This window comes from Chloroflexota bacterium, from assembly GCA_020161265.1.
Taxonomy (GTDB): domain Bacteria; phylum Chloroflexota; class Chloroflexia; order Chloroflexales; family Herpetosiphonaceae; genus Herpetosiphon.
Genome location: JAIUOC010000002.1, coordinates 191,646 through 207,320, shown reverse-complemented (window position 1 = coordinate 207,320; position 15,675 = coordinate 191,646). Strand labels below are relative to the sequence as shown.

The window sequence follows — 15,675 nt, the reverse complement described above, 5'->3', positions numbered from 1 at the left end:
TCGACCAATGACTGTTCATTTCCAACGGCGGAAACGATCACGCACGCTGATCGCAGCCTGTAGTACGGTTGCGCTGACGGCAAGTGTGGCTTTTGGGAACATCTCCTCGGTGTTTGGGGTTATCCAACACGAATCCCGCAATACAACTCCGGCTAATCTCCCCGCTGCTGCTGTGGCAGCTTCCTCGCTGATTCGGGTCAACCAGCATGGCTATTTGCCCAATGCGATTAAACGTGCAAGCTTGGTCAATAGCAGTAACTCGCCTGTGGCTTGGCAACTGCGCAATAGCTCCGGCTCAACCGTGTTTTCAGGCAATACTACGGTTTTTGGCTATGATGCTAGCTCTGGCGATACGATTCATATCATCGATTTTTCGGGCTACACTGGCACTGGCAGCAGCTTTACCTTGGCAGCAGCTGGCAATGTGAGCCATCAATTTGATATTAGCGCGACGGTCTATCGCCAATTAAAATACGATGCTCTCGCCTACTTCTACCATAATCGCAGCGGAATTGGGATCACCATGCCCTATGCTGGGCGCAATGATCTGACTCGACCTGCTGGCCATGTTGGCATCGCTCCCAACCGTGGCGATACCAATGTGCCCTGTGCGCCTGGCACTGGCTGTAGCTATTCACTGAATGTAGTTGGCGGCTGGTACGATGCTGGCGACCATGGCAAATATGTGGTCAATGGTGGGATTTCGGTCTGGACATTGCTTAATCAATATGAGCGCAACCAATATTTAGGTGCGTCGGCAGCCGATTTTGGCGATGGCCGCATGAGTATTCCTGAAAATAGCAATGGCGTAGCCGATTTGCTCGACGAGGCGCGTTGGGAATTGGATTTTATGTTGCGCATGCAAGTGCCTGCTGGTCAACCACGGGCTGGCATGGTGCACCACAAAATGCACGATGCCAACTGGACTGGTATTCCACTGCGCCCCGATCAAGACTCACAGGATCGGGTATTGCGCCCACCAAGCACTGCTGCAACCTTGAACTTGGCGGCAACTGCGGCCCAAGGTTCACGGATCTGGCGTTTCATTGATCCAGCGTATTCATCACGTTTGTTGAGCGCTGCCGAAACTGCTTGGGCAGCGGCGCGGGCTAACCCTAACGTGATTGCCTTAGATAGTGATGGAACAGGCGGTGGTTCGTATGGCGATCCACAAGTTGGCGATGAATTTTATTGGGCCGCCAGCGAACTCTACATCACGACTGGCAAAGCCGAATACAAGAGCTATTTGCAAAGCTCAAGCTACTACCAAGATGTACCAAGCGATTACAGCAGCCGCGAACCAGCCATGACGTGGGGCACAACCGAGGCGCTAGGCACAATTTCATTGGCGGTTGTACCCAGCGGCTTCAACAGTAGCGAACTGGCGGGCGTGCGCAATGCAGTGATTAGCGCAGCCACTGTGTTTGCCAATAACACCACTGGCCAAGGCTATGGCACACCATTTAATTCAACCAGCACTGGTTATCCATGGGGTTCCAACTCGTTTGTCTTGAATAATGGGATTATTTTGGGCTTGGCCCATGATTTCACTGGCAACGTGAGCTATCTCAATGCAATGAGCCAAGGTATGGATTATTTGCTGGGTCGCAATGCGATGGATAAATCGTATGTGACGGGTTATGGCGAAAACCCCTTGCAAAACCCGCATCACCGTTTCTGGGCCTTCCAAGCGAATAGTGGCTTTCCTCGCCCACCAGCCGGGGCAGTTTCGGGCGGCCCTAACTCGGCATTGCAAGATCCCTATGCTCAAAGCATTGGTTTACCTGGCTGTAAAGCCCAAAAATGTTTCGTTGATCATATAGAATCGTGGTCAACCAACGAAATTACCATCAACTGGAATGCACCATTAGCTTGGGTCGCGGCCTATTTGGATGAAAAAGCTGGCTCGGTAACCCCACCGACGGCTACGCCAATTCCGCCAACTGCGACTCCAATTCCGGCGACCGCCACGCCACGCCCAGCCACAGCTACGCCAATTCCGGCGACGGCAACCCCGATTGGCCCAACCGCGACGGCTACGCCAATCGTGCCAACCGCTACGCCACGGCCAGCGACGGCAACTCCTGTGCCAACCAACACGCCAGTTGTGCCAACCCAAACGAACTCAAGTTGCCAAGTGACCTACACCATTTCCAACCAATGGCCAACCGGCTTCACCGCCGATGTTGTGATCAAAAACAACGGTGCGGCGATCAATGGCTGGAACCTTGCTTGGACTTACGCAGGTAATCAATTTATTAGTAATTTGTGGAATGGCAATGTGAGCCAAGTTGGCCAAGCGGTCAATGTGACTAACGTCAATTGGAATGGCTACTTAGGCACTGGGGCAACTGCAAGCTTTGGTATGCAAGCGAGCTTCAGTGGTACGAACGCCAAACCAACTGCTTTCAGCTTGAATGGTGTTGCCTGTAGCGTTACGCCGTAAGTTGTCGGGCTAACTGATTATTCTTATAACCACCAAGTAGTTTGTTACTTGGTGGTTGTTTTTTGCCAAACTTAAGAACGAAACATATTCTTTTGCTGCCTTGTTGAATCTCTAATACGAAGGTGCAATAAGTAAAAGTAGTTGAGATTTACCATATTGTTCCCATGGTTATCAAGCCGAGATTTCGTTGCTACGCGGAATAATCCAAGCAGCTCGGCAATCACGCCGCAGATAAAGTTGGCTCGTCGAATCACTATTATGCTTGATGATGATGTATTGGCGTAGGAAGGCATGGCGTGTGCGACGTTCACGATTCCATTGCATCTGGTCTCGTTGAGATTGGTTGGATTGATGATTCTCAAGTTTAGTGAAAGTTGTAGGCCTTGCCCGTGCGATAATTGTTGCTACTCGCCTAGGATTCAATTCAGGATGCCGATTTAATGGAACAACCCAATCATCAATTATTGTAGACTCTCCACAGTAATAGTTGATAAGATTGGGTATCAGCATATCAAGTGATTCGTAATGACAGAAAAATTCGTGATGAACTGGGCCTGGAATGTAATCCCAGATTTTCCAATTGCAGGCTTGGCGGTTTTCAATCTGCAATGCAATGCTTGATACAAGACTATCGAGTGGCCTTGGTATTTTTTCCTGTGTACCATCCTGCGACAGATTATAGGTTGGGTGATCGGCGGGCTTGGATACGTTGGCATACCAAAAATAGGGTACTTGAGATGGAAGTCCTTGGCTTCGACGTTGCTGAGCATAGCGGATCGCGGCTGCGACTTCTTCCTCGTCCCATACATGGAATGTTACATCCAATCCAGCTGCGCGTAATGGCTCAAAACTATCCATATGGTGCTTTCTTGCATAAGTAGGTGGTTAATTATAATCATAAACAAACTGTTTTTATAGCACAATTATCGTGTGAGGTTCTCTGCTATAGGATGTGGGATGAAACTAATTCGTGGAATTTGTGCAATTCGTGGCTAAAGCAACTTTGTGCCCTTCGTGCTCTTCGTGGTTAAAAAGAAAAAGAGCATTACTCCTTAGTGATTTCAATCGCTATGTTCGCCAAATTTGACAGCCCATGCCGCCTATGCTATAATCGCCCGCGTTGTGAACAAACACACAACACCGACAAGCGGGGGCGTAGCTCACCTGGTAGAGCGCGACAATCGCACTGTCGAGGTAAGGGGTTCGAGTCCCCTCGCCTCCACCAACTTGCTTGGTGTAACTAAATCGATATGGGGGTGTAGCTCACTTGGTAGAGCGTCGCAATGGCATTGCGAAGGTAAGGGGTTCGATCCCCCTCACCTCCACCAAATCAACTCAAGGCTCAACCCTTGAGTTTTTTGTTTTAGCGCTGTATTCAAGCTGTCCGATACAGGTATAATATGCGCCAGTCGCGACCACCAGTCCGTTGTGTTGAGGGAGTTCGATGCAGATTCGTGAAGCAACTGTTGATGAACATAGCCAAGCCTTGGAGATCATTCGCCAAGCCTTTGTTGAATATGAAGCGATCCTCGATCCGCCCTCTAGTGTTGGCTGGGAAACAGTTGAGAGTTTTCGCACGCGTATGGGTGATGGCGGGGTGTTGGTCGTCGAATCGCACAATCAATTAATAGCCTGTGTGCTGTACGAGCGGCGTGGCAGCGATACGCTCTATTTGGGGCGCTTGTCGGTGTTGCCCGCCTATCGTGGCCGTGGTTTGGCCAAAAAGCTTATTCTTGCGGTTGAAGCAATTGCCCAAGCCGAACAGCGTCAGATTATTACGATTGGTGTGCGCCTAGCCTTACCGCATTTGATCGCCATGTATCAACAATTGGGCTATACCATTACTGAATACCACAGCCATCAAGGCTATCCTGCGCCAACCTATGTGACCATGCAGCATCAATTGCGCACCACCGCAGCATAAAGTAGGGCTTTGAATGTATCTCAAACGACTTGAAATTCAGGGATTTAAAACCTTTGCCAATCGCACAGTGATTGAGTTTCCGCTAGGCGTGACGGCAATTGTTGGGCCAAATGGCTCGGGCAAATCCAACGTTACCGATGCGATTCGCTGGGTGCTGGGCGAACAAAGTTTCTCGGCTTTGCGCTGTCGCCGCACCGAAGATCTGATTTATAGCGGCGGTGGCAAACGTGCCGCCCAAGGTATGGCCGAAGTTGCTCTGACGATCGATAATACCGATCGCACGTTGCCGCTCGATTTCAACGAAGTCACAATCACGCGCCGCTCGTTTCGCTCTGGCGAGAATGAATATTTCTTGAATAAAAATAAAGTGCGGTTGCGCGATATTCAAGAAGCCACATCGCCCTTGGCTTCAAGTTATACCCTGATCAATCAAGGTTTGGTTGATGCTGCCTTGACCTTGCGTCCCGAAGAGCGTCGTAGCTTATTCGAAGATGCCGCCGCGATTAGCCTTTCGGTCAGTAAACGCGCCGAGGCTGAGCGTCGCCTTAAACAAACCGAAGACAATTTGGGCCGCATTTTGGATACCTTGGCTGAGATCGAGCCACGTTTGAAGGTGCTGCGCCGCCAAGCGCGTGAGGCTGAGCAGGTTCATGAAATTGAAACCGCCTTGCAGCAAGCCCTGCTGATTGCCTATCGTCGCCAGTGGCAGGCCGCCCAAAGCTTGGTTGCTCAAGCCGAAATTGCTTTTGCTGAGGCCGAGAACGTTCTAGCTCGCGCTCACGTTGGCCAGGCTCAAGCTGAGCAACAGCTTGGTGCATTACGCCAGCAGCGCGATCAGCAGCAGCAATTGGTTGAGCAACAACACCAGCAATTAGCCCAATTTGAGCGTGAATGGGAAGCCGTGGAGCGTGAATGGGCGGTGCTGACCGAGCGTCAACAAGCGCTGATCACTCGTCGCGCTGAGTCCCACGAGCGTCAGCAAAGCCTAGAACAAGAGCAAACCCAAGCCCAAGCGCGGGCGGTTGAGTTAGCTGAACAGGCTGCCCAAGCCCAAGCTGCGTTGATTGCGCAGCGCCAAGCCTTAACTACGATTGAGGCTGGCGAACAGGCCACAATTGCCGCCCGCCGCGAGGCTGACCAAGCCCTTAAACAAGCCCAAGAAGCTGCTTTACAAGCAACCAGAAGCCTGAACGAAGCTCAGCAACGAGCCAAATTGCAGCAAGAGCGTTGGCAAGCGTTGGCCAATGAATTAACCACCAACCAACAGCAGCTTGCCGCTAGCCAAACACGCATTCAGCAAGCCCAAACTAACCTTGAACAAGCCCAACAGCTGTATCAACAGGCCGAAGCTGAGTTTAACCAAGCCCAAGCCAATGAAGAGGCTGCTCAAAAAAGCTTGTTGGAAGCCCGTAATCTGCGTCGTGAGCAGGAAGAAGCTGTGGCCTATGCCCGCCGTGAAGCCGATGCCTTGCATAGTCGCTTGGATGCCTTGCGCCGCACTGCCGCTGCCGGAGCTGGCATGTTTACTGGCGTTCGGGCGGCTTTGCAATGGGCCGAAAAGCAGCACCAGCAATTTGCCGTGGTTGCCAGCGTGATTGAAGTGCCTGCCGAGTTAGAAACGGCCTTGGAAGTGGCGTTGGGTGCTCGCTTGCAAAATATTATCGTGCCCAATTGGGAAGCTGCCGAAGCCGCGATTGCTGAACTTAAACGCACTGATGCGGGCCGCGCCACCTTTTTGCCACTCGATACGCTGCGCACGCCGCGCCCAAGCCGCATTCCCCAATCTAAAGGGGTTTTAGGGCTTGCCAGCGAGTTGGTGAACTATGCCGAGGCCTATGAACGAGCAGTGCAACATCTGCTTGGGCGCACAATTGTGGTTGAAGATTTAGCTACGGCACGGCGTATTTTGGCCGAACTTGATGGCGCTTGGACGATTGTGACGCTTGGTGGCGAACAGGTTGGCTCATCGGGGGCGATGACTGGTGGCGCTAGAACTCGTGAGGCTGGTACCTTGCGCCGCGAACGCGAATTGCGCGAATTGCCCGCCCAACTTGAAACTGCCCAACAACAACTCGCCGAGCATGAACAACAGCTCAAGCAGGTGATTGCTGCAATTGGCAATGCTGAAAAAGCAGTTCGCGAGGCCGATCAGGCCCGCCGCAGCCATCGCACCACCATGGAAAAAGCTCGTGATAGTTTGGCCCAACGTCAACGTGGCCTTCAGCAAATTGAGCAAGAGCAACAATGGCAACAGCTGCGCAGCAATAATGTTCAACAAGAGCAAGCCAGCCTTGCCGAGCAACTTGCCGCCAGCCAAACCGCAATTGAGCAGGCGCAAAACTATGTTGCTGAGCATGAACGTTTGGTTGTTGCCGCCCGCGAGCAAGCCGAAACTGCTGCGGCGGCCAGCCGGGCGAGCGAGGAGCGAGTTGCGGCAGCACGGGCGGCGATTGTCTCCAGCGATGCAACCTTGCAGGCGACTCAGCGTGCCCAACGCGATCAGCAACAGGTGATTGATGGCTTGGTGCGGCGTAGCCGTGAGGATCAACAACGCCAGCACGAGTTGGTTGAACAATTGGCCTTGGCTGAAGCCCAAAGCGTGCTTGTAGCCGAACGCCGTCAGCAAGCCCAGCTGCAACGTGAGGCCGTTTATGCCGAGCAAGCCCCGCTGCTCGAACGCTTGAATCAGGCAAATTTGGCGCTACAACACGCCGAATTGCAAGAACGGGCAGCCTCGCAGGCCTTTGTTCAAGCGCAAACCAGCCTTAGTCGAGCTGAAAGCCAATTGGCAACGGCCAATACCCGCCGCGACCATGTGTGGGAACGTTGCGCCGAAGAGAACATTGATATTGAGCAATTGGATTTGAGCCAAACGCCTGAGGCTGAGCAGGCTGAATTATCGGCCCAAGCCTTGAATGAGCAAATTGATCAGTTGCGCAATAAACTGCGGCGAATGGGCACGATTAACCCACTTGCGCCGCAAGAATATGCTGAGCTTGGCGAACGCAATCAATTCTTAACAGGTCAAGTCAGCGATATTCGCCAAGCGGCTGATGGCTTGCGTGAGTTGATTAACGAGCTTGAAACGGCCATGAATAGCCGTTTTGCCCAAACATTTAGCGCCGTGGCTGAGGAATTTAGCTTAGCATTTACCCGTTTATTTGGTGGTGGTACGGCTCAGCTTGTTTTGAACGACCCCAATAGCAGCGAAAGTGGCATTGATATTATTGCCCAACCACCAGGCAAGCGCCGCCAACCGCTCTCCTTGCTCTCTGGGGGCGAACGTTCCTTGACCGCCGTGGCGCTGTTGGTGGCCTTGTTGAAAGTTAATCCTACGCCGTTTTGTGTGATGGACGAAGTTGACGCAGCCTTGGACGAAGCCAATGTTGTGCGACTTCGTGAACAATTAATCGAGATGAGTCAACAGACCCAGTTTGTCTTGGTGACGCATAACCGTGGTACTGTGGAAGCGGCTTCGACCTTGTATGGCGTTACGATGAATCCTGATGGGGCTTCCAAAGTGTTGTCGATTCGCCTTGATCAGTTGGTCGATGATGGTGGGGCAGTGCGAATTGTTGAGACAGTTGGTTAAGAAACTACCACACTATCCGGCCAAAGATTGTGATACACTCTATGCTGAAACGCCTATGTTTCCTCGTTGGTTGGGTGGTGCTAGCTAGTTTGTGGTGGACAGATCTAGCAGCAGCTCATGGCGGCAATTACATCATCAATGAGACGCGAAATCAATATTTTGTGGTCGTTTCGTTGGCTCCTGCGCCAATGAGCGTTGGCCGTGGCGATGCCAGTATTGCGGTGCGTAACAGCAGCGATTATGCCGCATTGCCTGTTGAAGCGATTTCATTGGTGTTGATTGACCCTGATGGTCAAGAATTTCGCTACACGCCTGCGCCCGAAAGTCGCCCAGAAGATGCAATTTATGGTTCGCATGACCTCGATTTTTCGAGCAGCGGCGATTGGCAATTTCTGATGAGTTTCAGCGAGGCTGGCCAAACCCAAGAATTTCGCACAACCGTCAATGTTGCTGGTGGCATTATGCGCTGGCTCAACGTAATTCTCTACATGGCACCTATTATTGTGCTAGCTATCTTAATTACCTTGGCAGCGCTGCGCAATCGTATGCTGCGCCAGGCGGCGATGGAGTCGGATGCCCATGCAACATAAACTCAATCGGTGGCGGCTAATTGCCCTGTTGTTAACATTAGGAATTCCTAGTTTAATTGCTTGTGGTGAGGCGGTTCAGCAAGCAACACTTACCCTAGGCGAGCCAGCCGTGCCCTATATCGAGCCAGCATTTGGCGAAAAACTAGCCAGTGGTCAGGCCTTATTTGGCCAATATTGTGCCAATTGTCATGGCCAAGGTGGCGAGGGTATGGGGCCGTTTCCTGCGCTCAACGATGGCATGCATGCTTATTCGCACCCCGATTGGGAATTAATTTCGCTGATTCGTGATGGCAAAAATTCAATGCCGGCCTTTGGCTCGCAGCTCAGCGAAGAAGAAATAATTACGATCATCGCCCGAGTGAAAGCATGGTGGGGGCCGGGTAAACTATCCGAGCAACGCCAATTATGTTTGATCTCGCCGGGGCCAACTCCGACCTTGATGCAATAAATTCATGAAGCAGTACTGGCACAAATTAACCAACAAACAGGCATGGCTGCCGATCGCTGGCAGCCTATGTGGCTTGATCCTCACCCATGGGATTGCGCTGGCTTGTATTGTCTATTGTGCCGTGATTCAAGCTGATAATCCATTAATCGCCCATCACGGGCATCATCATCACCAAATGCAAATTCCGGTTGTGATTGATGATTTTCAACATCTCCAACCTGCGCCGTTTACCTCAGGCGTGCTAGAGCGAGGCCATGAAGTGCCATTGGCTTTAGCAACCTTGTTGATTTTGCTTGGCTCAATCCGAATTGCCCGTTGGATCTACCGCGAATTCGGCTATATTGGGCGTTCATGGATCGAGCGTCCACTTGCCCCACCACCACGTTACCTTGGTTGTAATGCTTAATCTCATTCGTTTGATCGGTTTTGGCATTCTTTGGTAGATCGTTGTGATCTGCTGCAATCAAGGATTTACAGAATGAAACGTTTAATTGCATTATTGGCCTTAGTTATTATTTTTGCTCAGCCTAGCGTTGGCTCAGCGCACTCCAAATTGGCTAGCTCAACGCCTGCCGATGGCTCGAAGTTGGCCGCTGCTCCAAGCGAAGTCGTGCTGACCTTCAACGACGAATTGGAATCCGAAGGCTTGAAATTAAGCGTTACCGATGCCAATGGCACGGTGGTTGATACCGGCGATGGTCGGGTCGATTTGGCTGATCTTGAGCGCAAAACCATGCGCGTTTCGTTGAAATCGGGCTTGGGCACTGGCAGCTATACCGTTAGTTGGTCGGTGGTTGGTAGCGATGGTCACGAAGTAACAGGTTCAATTGGCTTTGCTGTGGGCGATGCTGCTGTGCCAACCCCCGCCGAGCCAGATCATCATACCCCAGGCTTGCCAGCAACTGGCAGCAATGGCTTCAATCTTGGCATGCTCGTGGCTGCAATCATTATCTTTATGGTTGCTGGCGTGGCTTTGCGCCGCCGCTCAGTTCGTGCCTAAGCCTGTAGTTTGAGCGATTAAGCGTGCTAGGTTGCGGCCTAGCACGCTTTTTTGCTATAGAGGAGTGGGGATCGGTTGTTGGGGCTTGGCTAAAACTCTAGGGAATGAACAAGTAACCGATCCCCAGCCCCTGACCACCAATCAAACTGCGGCTATTGGCTTTTGGGAATTGGGGATTGGGTGTTGGAATTGTACAGGATACTGATCCCCAGCCCCTGACCCCCGACCCCTACTAGATTTAAGGAACAATAGCTATGAAGCGGATTTTAATTGTAGCTCTCTTTGTGCTGTGTTTATGGCCAAGCGTGGCGGCAGCTCATGCCTTGGTTATCGAAAGCAGCATTGTTGATGGGGCGGTGCTCGATGTTGCACCTGCTGAGGTTGTGTTGCGATTTAGCGAGCCGCTTGATCGTAGTTATAGCTCGCTGACGCTCTACAATGAGCAATCGCAGCCAATTGGCCTACCGCAAACCCAGTTTCCTGCTGCCGATAGTATGCAGGTGGCCTTGCCTGCTGAGCTGCGGCCTGGCGAATATACCTTAATTTACAAAGTGCTTTCGACCGCCGATGGCCATCGTTCGGCTGGCTCGTTGCTGTTTAGCATTGGCACTGGGGTTGCTCCCACTGCGCCCTCGGTTGAAGTTAGCGCAACCGCCAACGCTAGCTTGAATTGGGGTGTAGTCAGCGGGCGCTCAATCGCCTTAACTGGCGGCTTAGGCGCGATTGGCGGTTTGGCGTGGTTGTTGATTTTATTATTGCCTGCAATTCAACATAATCCTGAATCGCGTTTGCCTTTGCTGGTTCGCCCAACGATTTGGTTGACCCAGTTGAGTTTGGTTTTGTTATTGATTGGCTCGGTTTGGGAATTTGTGGTACGGGCCAGCGATTTTGGTGATGGTAGTTTAGCCTCAATTCAATATGCCGATGTGCTTTCTTCGATGGCGATTAGCCGTTGGGGCGTGTTGGCTTTGATTCGCTTGGTTGCGATTACACTGTTAATTCCGCTGACGTTCTTGGCTGCTTACCAAAAACCAATGGGCTATACTGCTTTGGCTTTGGCGAGTTTAAGCCTGTTAACATTTAGTATGAGCGGTCATGCGGCGGCCAACATCGACGACCCAATCACGCCGGTGGCCTCAGATTGGATGCATATGCTGACGGCGGCGGTTTGGTTTGGTGGTTTGATTGGGATGGCTTTGAGTGCTTGGGTGCTTCGTAAAACTGAGGTGGCGCTACGCAACAGTGCTTTGGCTTGGCTAATTGCCCGATTCAGTCCGTTGGCCTTGTTTAGCATTGCGATGGTTGTGTTGACTGGCACGATGCGTACCTTTGATCAATTGCCAACCTTGGCAGGCTTGTGGGAATCGCGCTACGGCCAGACCTTGTTGATCAAGTTGGCGGTGATGCTGGCGGCTTTGTTGCTCGGTTTTTGGCATTGGCGCAAGCTCAATCCCCGCTTGCAAGCTGCCAAAGATCAAACAACTGTGGTCAAAATTGGCCTGACCCTAGGCTTGGAAAGTGCTTTGGCGATTGGGGTGATTCTGGTTGCTAGTGCTTTGACCCAAACGCCGCATCCAGTCAAAGCTGCTCCTAGTGCTGGCGGCACAGCCTTGCCAACCTTGCCAACGCCAACCCCACGGGTCGCCCAGCCGCTCTATCTAACAGCGCAGCGCGAAGATTTAACCATGACCCTCGATACTGATGATAATCGGCCAGGTGAGCGCCAATTTAGTGCAACCGTCCGCGATGCGAATGGCGTAATTCGCCCAGATCGAGTACGCTTACGCTTTGAATCGCTTGATCTCGAAGCTGGCCAACAAGTGGCAATTCTTGAACCTGCTGCTGATGGACGTTTTACCGCGACCTCAGGAGCGTTAAGCTTGGTTGGGCGCTGGAAGATCGAAATGCAGGTGCGTCGTTTGAATTTGCCCGACGTAACTGCTGAATGGACTGTGGAGATAACGCGCTAATGCTACGTTTTGCTGTGCCTTCCAAAGGTGCTCTTGCTGATGATACGTTTCGCTTTTTTGAAAGCTGTGGCCTGAAAGTTTCGCGGCCCAATCCGCGCCGCTACACAGCTTCGATCAAAACGCTGCCCGAAGTTGAAGTGTTGCTGCATCGCGCTCCTGATATTGTCGAGAAAGTCGCCGATGGCTCGATTGATTTGGGCGTAAGTGGCTATGATTTGGTCGAGGAGCTAGGCGGCGAGAGCGATGATCTAGTGGTGGTCTATAAAGATTTGGGCTTTGGCTACTGCGATTTAGTGCTGGCCGTGCCCGATCATTGGATTGACGTAACCTCATGGCGTGATGTGGCCGATTTAGCGGCGGAGTATGCCCGGGCTGGCCGCCAATTGCGGATCGCCACCAAGTTTCCCAATTTGGTACGCCAATGGTGTCATCAGCAAGGCATCAATGTTTTTGCGCTGATCGACTCGCAAGGGGCAACCGAGGCCGCGCCTTCGTTAGGATATGCCGATATCATCGCTGATTTGACAGCCACTGGGACAACCCTACGCGATAATCATCTCAAAATGATTCAAGGAGGCACGATTCTGCAAGCGCAAGCTGCATTAATCGCCAACCGACGGTCGCTACGGGAAAGTTCGCAAAAACAACGGGTTGTCCAATCGATTTTAGAGTTGATCGAAGCTCGCCATCGCGCTAAAACCTATGTTTCGTTGATTGCCAACGTGCCAGGTTCCGATGTCGCCGATGTTGGGGCCAGAGTGGTAGCCCATGCCGCCTTGGCAGGATTGCAAGGCCCAACTGTTTCGCCAGTTTGGAGTCGCGATGGTGGTGAAGGCTGGTACGCGGTGTCGTTGGTCGTCGATAGCGCCAACATTTTGCCAGCGATCGATCATTTGCGTTCGATTGGCTCAACAGGCATTACGGTTTTGCCAGTCCACTATGTTTTTGCCGAACGTTCCCAAAGTTTTGCCGCATTGAGCGAGTTGATGCACAAAAGCTAGCAGAAGGTGCTCCACGCTGGAGGCACTGATGTTAACTGCAAGTGAACAATTGGTAACTGCGATTAAATTGCGCGAGCTGGGCTTGCAACGTGAGCAAGCCCTTGCAACCTATTCCGAAATTAGCCAACATTTAGCCACAATTGAAGAACCCCATGCTCGGATTAACCTGCTTCACGAGCAGCTCCAGCAATTAACCTTTGCCAAACAGCCGCTGCACCCAAGCATCACCAATATGCGTTTATTGAGCGATCCGGCTACGCCTGCGAGCAGCGAATTAACCGCTTGGTGGTCGGCTGAGTTAGAGCGCGAACTGGCCAGCGGCCAACTACGAGCCGAATTAGTCTCGATTTTCGGCGCACTATTTCAAGAATGGCTTGATCATGCTGAAGTGGCGGTGAGCTACCCGGAGCAGGCCCAAAGCCTCGTTGCCCAAATTAATCAGCCAAGCATGGCGACCCAGCATGGGGCGGTGCTTGATGCCATCTTTCATGATCAATTTGATCTTGAAACTCGCAGCGAATTGAGCAAAGCGCTACAGGCTGAGCCTGATGAAATTGATAGCGATACACTCTGCGCGATTTTGCGGCGGATTGCTAAAGATAGTTTTTACAGCACCGCTACTCGGTCTGAGGCTCGTCAGATTTTGGGCGATCCGATTATGCGCAAAGAATTGGCCGATGCCTTGATGATTGTGCGTGCCCAGTTGGCCGATTGGCGCTGGCCCAAGGCCGGAGTTACGGCGGTTGCCCAATTTGCGCGAACTAAATGGCGCTTATTTTTGCAAGAAGATTTGCTGACTGCCTGTTTGCATCACGTCGTTGCTGAGCATTGGCAAGAGTATTTTGCCAAATTCTGTCGGGTTAACAGCACATTGCCCTTGAAAAAACTCAAGCGCATCGCCCAAGAGCGTGGCTATGATCGCGATTTGAATAAGCTGATTGCCGAAAGCTATGCAGTTTCCAAAAGCGTTAATTTGTGGCACACCCTGCGCCGCCCGCTCGCAATTGATGCTGCTGAACAGCTTGAATTGTATGGCAATCCGCATTCGATTTTTGCCAGTCGAGCTTCTGAAATTACTCGCTTGCAGCAATGGAGCCAATTGGCCGAGTATGATAGCAATTATGAGCATAATCTCGAAGTTGCATTACGCTTGATTAATGCCGAAATTCAGCTTGGCCTGCATGCCACACCCGACCAAGCCATCTATGTGCTCAAAACTGATTTCCGCGACTACTATCCGTCGCTCAATCAACAATTTGTGCTCGATGTGTTGCAGCGCATGGGCTTGAGCGAGCAGCAAATTGGCTTTTTTGCTGAATATATGGCAGTGCCGTTGCAGGTCAATCAGCAAGCAACCCAGCAGCGGGTTGGCATCCCCAATCATCGTCCAATTTCAGACATTTTAGGCGAGTTAGTGTTGCGATTAATGGAGCAATATCTTGAGTTGCATGCCCATGTGCAAATCGTGCGCTTTGTCGATGATCTAACAATTATCGCCACCGATCCTGATGAAATGCGCAAAGCATGGCAAGCACTGCAAACCTGGTGTGCTAGCTGTGGCCTGAATCTGAATGAGCAAAAAACTGGTGCAATGGCAATTAATGGCCAATTACCCAGCGAATTACCACAACAAGCGCCACATTGGCTCTTTTTGACGCTTGATGCTCAAGGCACATGGCAACTTGATCATAGTCTGATTGGCGAATATATTAACCAAACTGCCCAGACGATCACCAATACACCTGCAATTCTTAATAAAATTGAGGTGTATAATGGCGCTTGTACCTACCTATGCCAAGCGATTGGTCTGCGGGTCAACCTTGGAGCCAGTCATCGTGAGCAAGTGCGTACAACCTTATGGCGCTATGGTCAACAGATCATTCAGCAAGGCAGCATGGTCGCCTATGTTGGCGATTTGATTCACCAGCGTTTGAACAACAGCGTTAGTTTGCCCGAAGGTTGGTTTCATTGGCCAATCACTGCTGGCGGCTTGGGTATTCAACAACCGTTGATTATTGCTCATAGTTACCAGCAAGCGTGGCAAGAAGCTACAGCACCAAACGTGCCAAGCGAACGCTTGGCATGGTGGCAACAAAACGATAATCCATGGCGCAAGTTTTATCGCCATTGGTTGCAAAAACTTGCGGCAAGCGAGCCAGAAGCCAACAGTGTATTGACATCATTGACCGATGATTTTATTGCGCGAGGTGGCGAAGTGCGTAATGGCGAGCAACATGGCTTATCGGCCTATTGGCGCTGGGTATTGGCACTCTACGGCCCCCAAATGCTCGAACGCTGCGGAAGTTTTCGTTTTCTCTTTACAGAACTCGTGCCATTACAACTGATTGCGCGTAAATCAGCTCATAAATTGCACGGCGCGGTCGAATAAACTGCCTCGCGAGAGAAATCAAATTTAAACTGCCAATCGTGGTCTAATAGTTAGTTTTTGTTAATGTTAACTGTGGTCAAGTGAGGTGATTAATAACTCCTACAGGGGATCGTTAATCACCTTAACATAGGATAACGAATCACCTATTTCTACTCCCTTGACTGTGATTAACAATGCTAGCTAGCTATGTTAGTATTTGTAAACGTTTACACAAATTAAAAAGGCCTAACTATCTGTGAGGAAGCAAGGACTATTCAACCATTGCTGAATAGGTGAATATTTGCAAAACTTGAATTTAGCTAGGTTCTGCACATT

At 51.2% G+C, this 15,675-nt stretch carries 11 protein-coding genes and 2 tRNA genes; 12 read left to right on the top strand and 1 reads right to left on the bottom strand.

The features are described from left to right. The first annotated feature begins 7 nt into the window (after positions 1-7). Complete coding sequence (locus LCH85_05195; GenBank protein MCA0351371.1) at positions 8-2,446, top strand: glycoside hydrolase family 9 protein; 2,439 nt, start codon at positions 8-10, stop codon at positions 2,444-2,446. Between the two features lie 171 nt (positions 2,447-2,617). Here LCH85_05195 and LCH85_05190 read toward each other — a convergent pair whose 3' ends face one another. Then, entirely contained in the window at positions 2,618-3,304 is a 687-nt protein-coding gene (locus LCH85_05190; protein ID MCA0351370.1) for a hypothetical protein, read from the bottom strand. A gap of 291 nt (positions 3,305-3,595) precedes the next feature. Between LCH85_05190 and LCH85_05185 the strand changes: the two genes are divergently transcribed. From LCH85_05185 to LCH85_05135, 11 genes are all read left to right on the top strand, one after another. After that, positions 3,596-3,671, top strand: a tRNA-Ala gene (locus LCH85_05185). A 27-nt stretch (positions 3,672-3,698) separates the two neighbouring features. Further along, positions 3,699-3,774 (top strand) — tRNA-Ala (locus LCH85_05180). A gap of 116 nt (positions 3,775-3,890) precedes the next feature. Continuing rightward, entirely contained in the window at positions 3,891-4,370 is a 480-nt protein-coding gene (locus LCH85_05175; protein MCA0351369.1) for a GNAT family N-acetyltransferase, read from the top strand. Positions 4,371-4,383: 13 nt separating this feature from the next. Beyond that, positions 4,384-7,962: a chromosome segregation protein SMC gene (smc, locus tag LCH85_05170; GenBank protein MCA0351368.1), complete on the top strand. Its 3,579-nt coding sequence runs from the start codon at positions 4,384-4,386 to the stop codon at positions 7,960-7,962. 41 nt (positions 7,963-8,003) lie between these two features. Beyond that, the gene (locus LCH85_05165) at positions 8,004-8,552 is read left to right on the top strand and encodes a hypothetical protein (protein ID MCA0351367.1); all 549 of its coding nucleotides are present in this window, start codon (positions 8,004-8,006) and stop codon (positions 8,550-8,552) included. Beyond that, positions 8,542-9,000 carry a cytochrome c gene (locus tag LCH85_05160; protein MCA0351366.1) on the top strand — a complete coding sequence of 153 codons (459 nt, stop codon included), beginning with the start codon at positions 8,542-8,544 and terminating at the stop codon, positions 8,998-9,000. The genes LCH85_05165 and LCH85_05160 overlap by 11 nt, the downstream gene beginning before the upstream one ends. Before the next feature lie 4 nt (positions 9,001-9,004). Next, positions 9,005-9,406 (top strand): hypothetical protein, encoded by a 402-nt coding sequence (locus LCH85_05155; GenBank protein MCA0351365.1) that lies wholly within the window; start codon positions 9,005-9,007, stop codon positions 9,404-9,406. A gap of 72 nt (positions 9,407-9,478) precedes the next feature. Further along, on the top strand, positions 9,479-10,000 hold the full coding sequence (locus LCH85_05150; GenBank protein MCA0351364.1) for a copper resistance protein CopC: 522 nt from the start codon (positions 9,479-9,481) through the stop codon (positions 9,998-10,000). Between the two features lie 254 nt (positions 10,001-10,254). Then, positions 10,255-11,970, top strand: a complete 1,716-nt coding sequence (locus LCH85_05145) for a copper resistance protein CopC/CopD (protein MCA0351363.1) — start codon at positions 10,255-10,257, stop codon at positions 11,968-11,970. Beyond that, positions 11,970-12,971, top strand: a complete 1,002-nt coding sequence (hisG, locus tag LCH85_05140) for an ATP phosphoribosyltransferase (GenBank protein MCA0351362.1) — start codon at positions 11,970-11,972, stop codon at positions 12,969-12,971. The genes LCH85_05145 and hisG overlap by 1 nt, the downstream gene beginning before the upstream one ends. A gap of 28 nt (positions 12,972-12,999) precedes the next feature. After that, entirely contained in the window at positions 13,000-15,360 is a 2,361-nt protein-coding gene (locus LCH85_05135; protein MCA0351361.1) for a hypothetical protein, read from the top strand. The last annotated feature ends 315 nt before the right edge of the window (positions 15,361-15,675 follow it).

Excerpts from the sequence above, each read along its gene's own strand:
- LCH85_05155 (MCA0351365.1), top strand. The coding sequence starts at position 9,005 with ATGAAGCAGTACTGGCACAAATTAACCAACAAACAGGCATGGCTGCCG.
- LCH85_05160 (MCA0351366.1), top strand. The coding sequence starts at position 8,542 with ATGCAACATAAACTCAATCGGTGGCGGCTAATTGCCCTGTTGTTAACA.
- smc (MCA0351368.1), top strand. The coding sequence starts at position 4,384 with ATGTATCTCAAACGACTTGAAATTCAGGGATTTAAAACCTTTGCCAAT.
- LCH85_05195 (MCA0351371.1), top strand. The coding sequence starts at position 8 with ATGACTGTTCATTTCCAACGGCGGAAACGATCACGCACGCTGATCGCA.
- LCH85_05175 (MCA0351369.1), top strand. The coding sequence starts at position 3,891 with ATGCAGATTCGTGAAGCAACTGTTGATGAACATAGCCAAGCCTTGGAG.
- LCH85_05165 (MCA0351367.1), top strand. The coding sequence starts at position 8,004 with ATGCTGAAACGCCTATGTTTCCTCGTTGGTTGGGTGGTGCTAGCTAGT.
- LCH85_05145 (MCA0351363.1), top strand. The coding sequence starts at position 10,255 with ATGAAGCGGATTTTAATTGTAGCTCTCTTTGTGCTGTGTTTATGGCCA.
- LCH85_05150 (MCA0351364.1), top strand. The coding sequence starts at position 9,479 with ATGAAACGTTTAATTGCATTATTGGCCTTAGTTATTATTTTTGCTCAG.
- LCH85_05190 (MCA0351370.1), bottom strand. The coding sequence starts at position 3,304 with ATGGATAGTTTTGAGCCATTACGCGCAGCTGGATTGGATGTAACATTC.
- LCH85_05135 (MCA0351361.1), top strand. The coding sequence starts at position 13,000 with ATGTTAACTGCAAGTGAACAATTGGTAACTGCGATTAAATTGCGCGAG.
- hisG (MCA0351362.1), top strand. The coding sequence starts at position 11,970 with ATGCTACGTTTTGCTGTGCCTTCCAAAGGTGCTCTTGCTGATGATACG.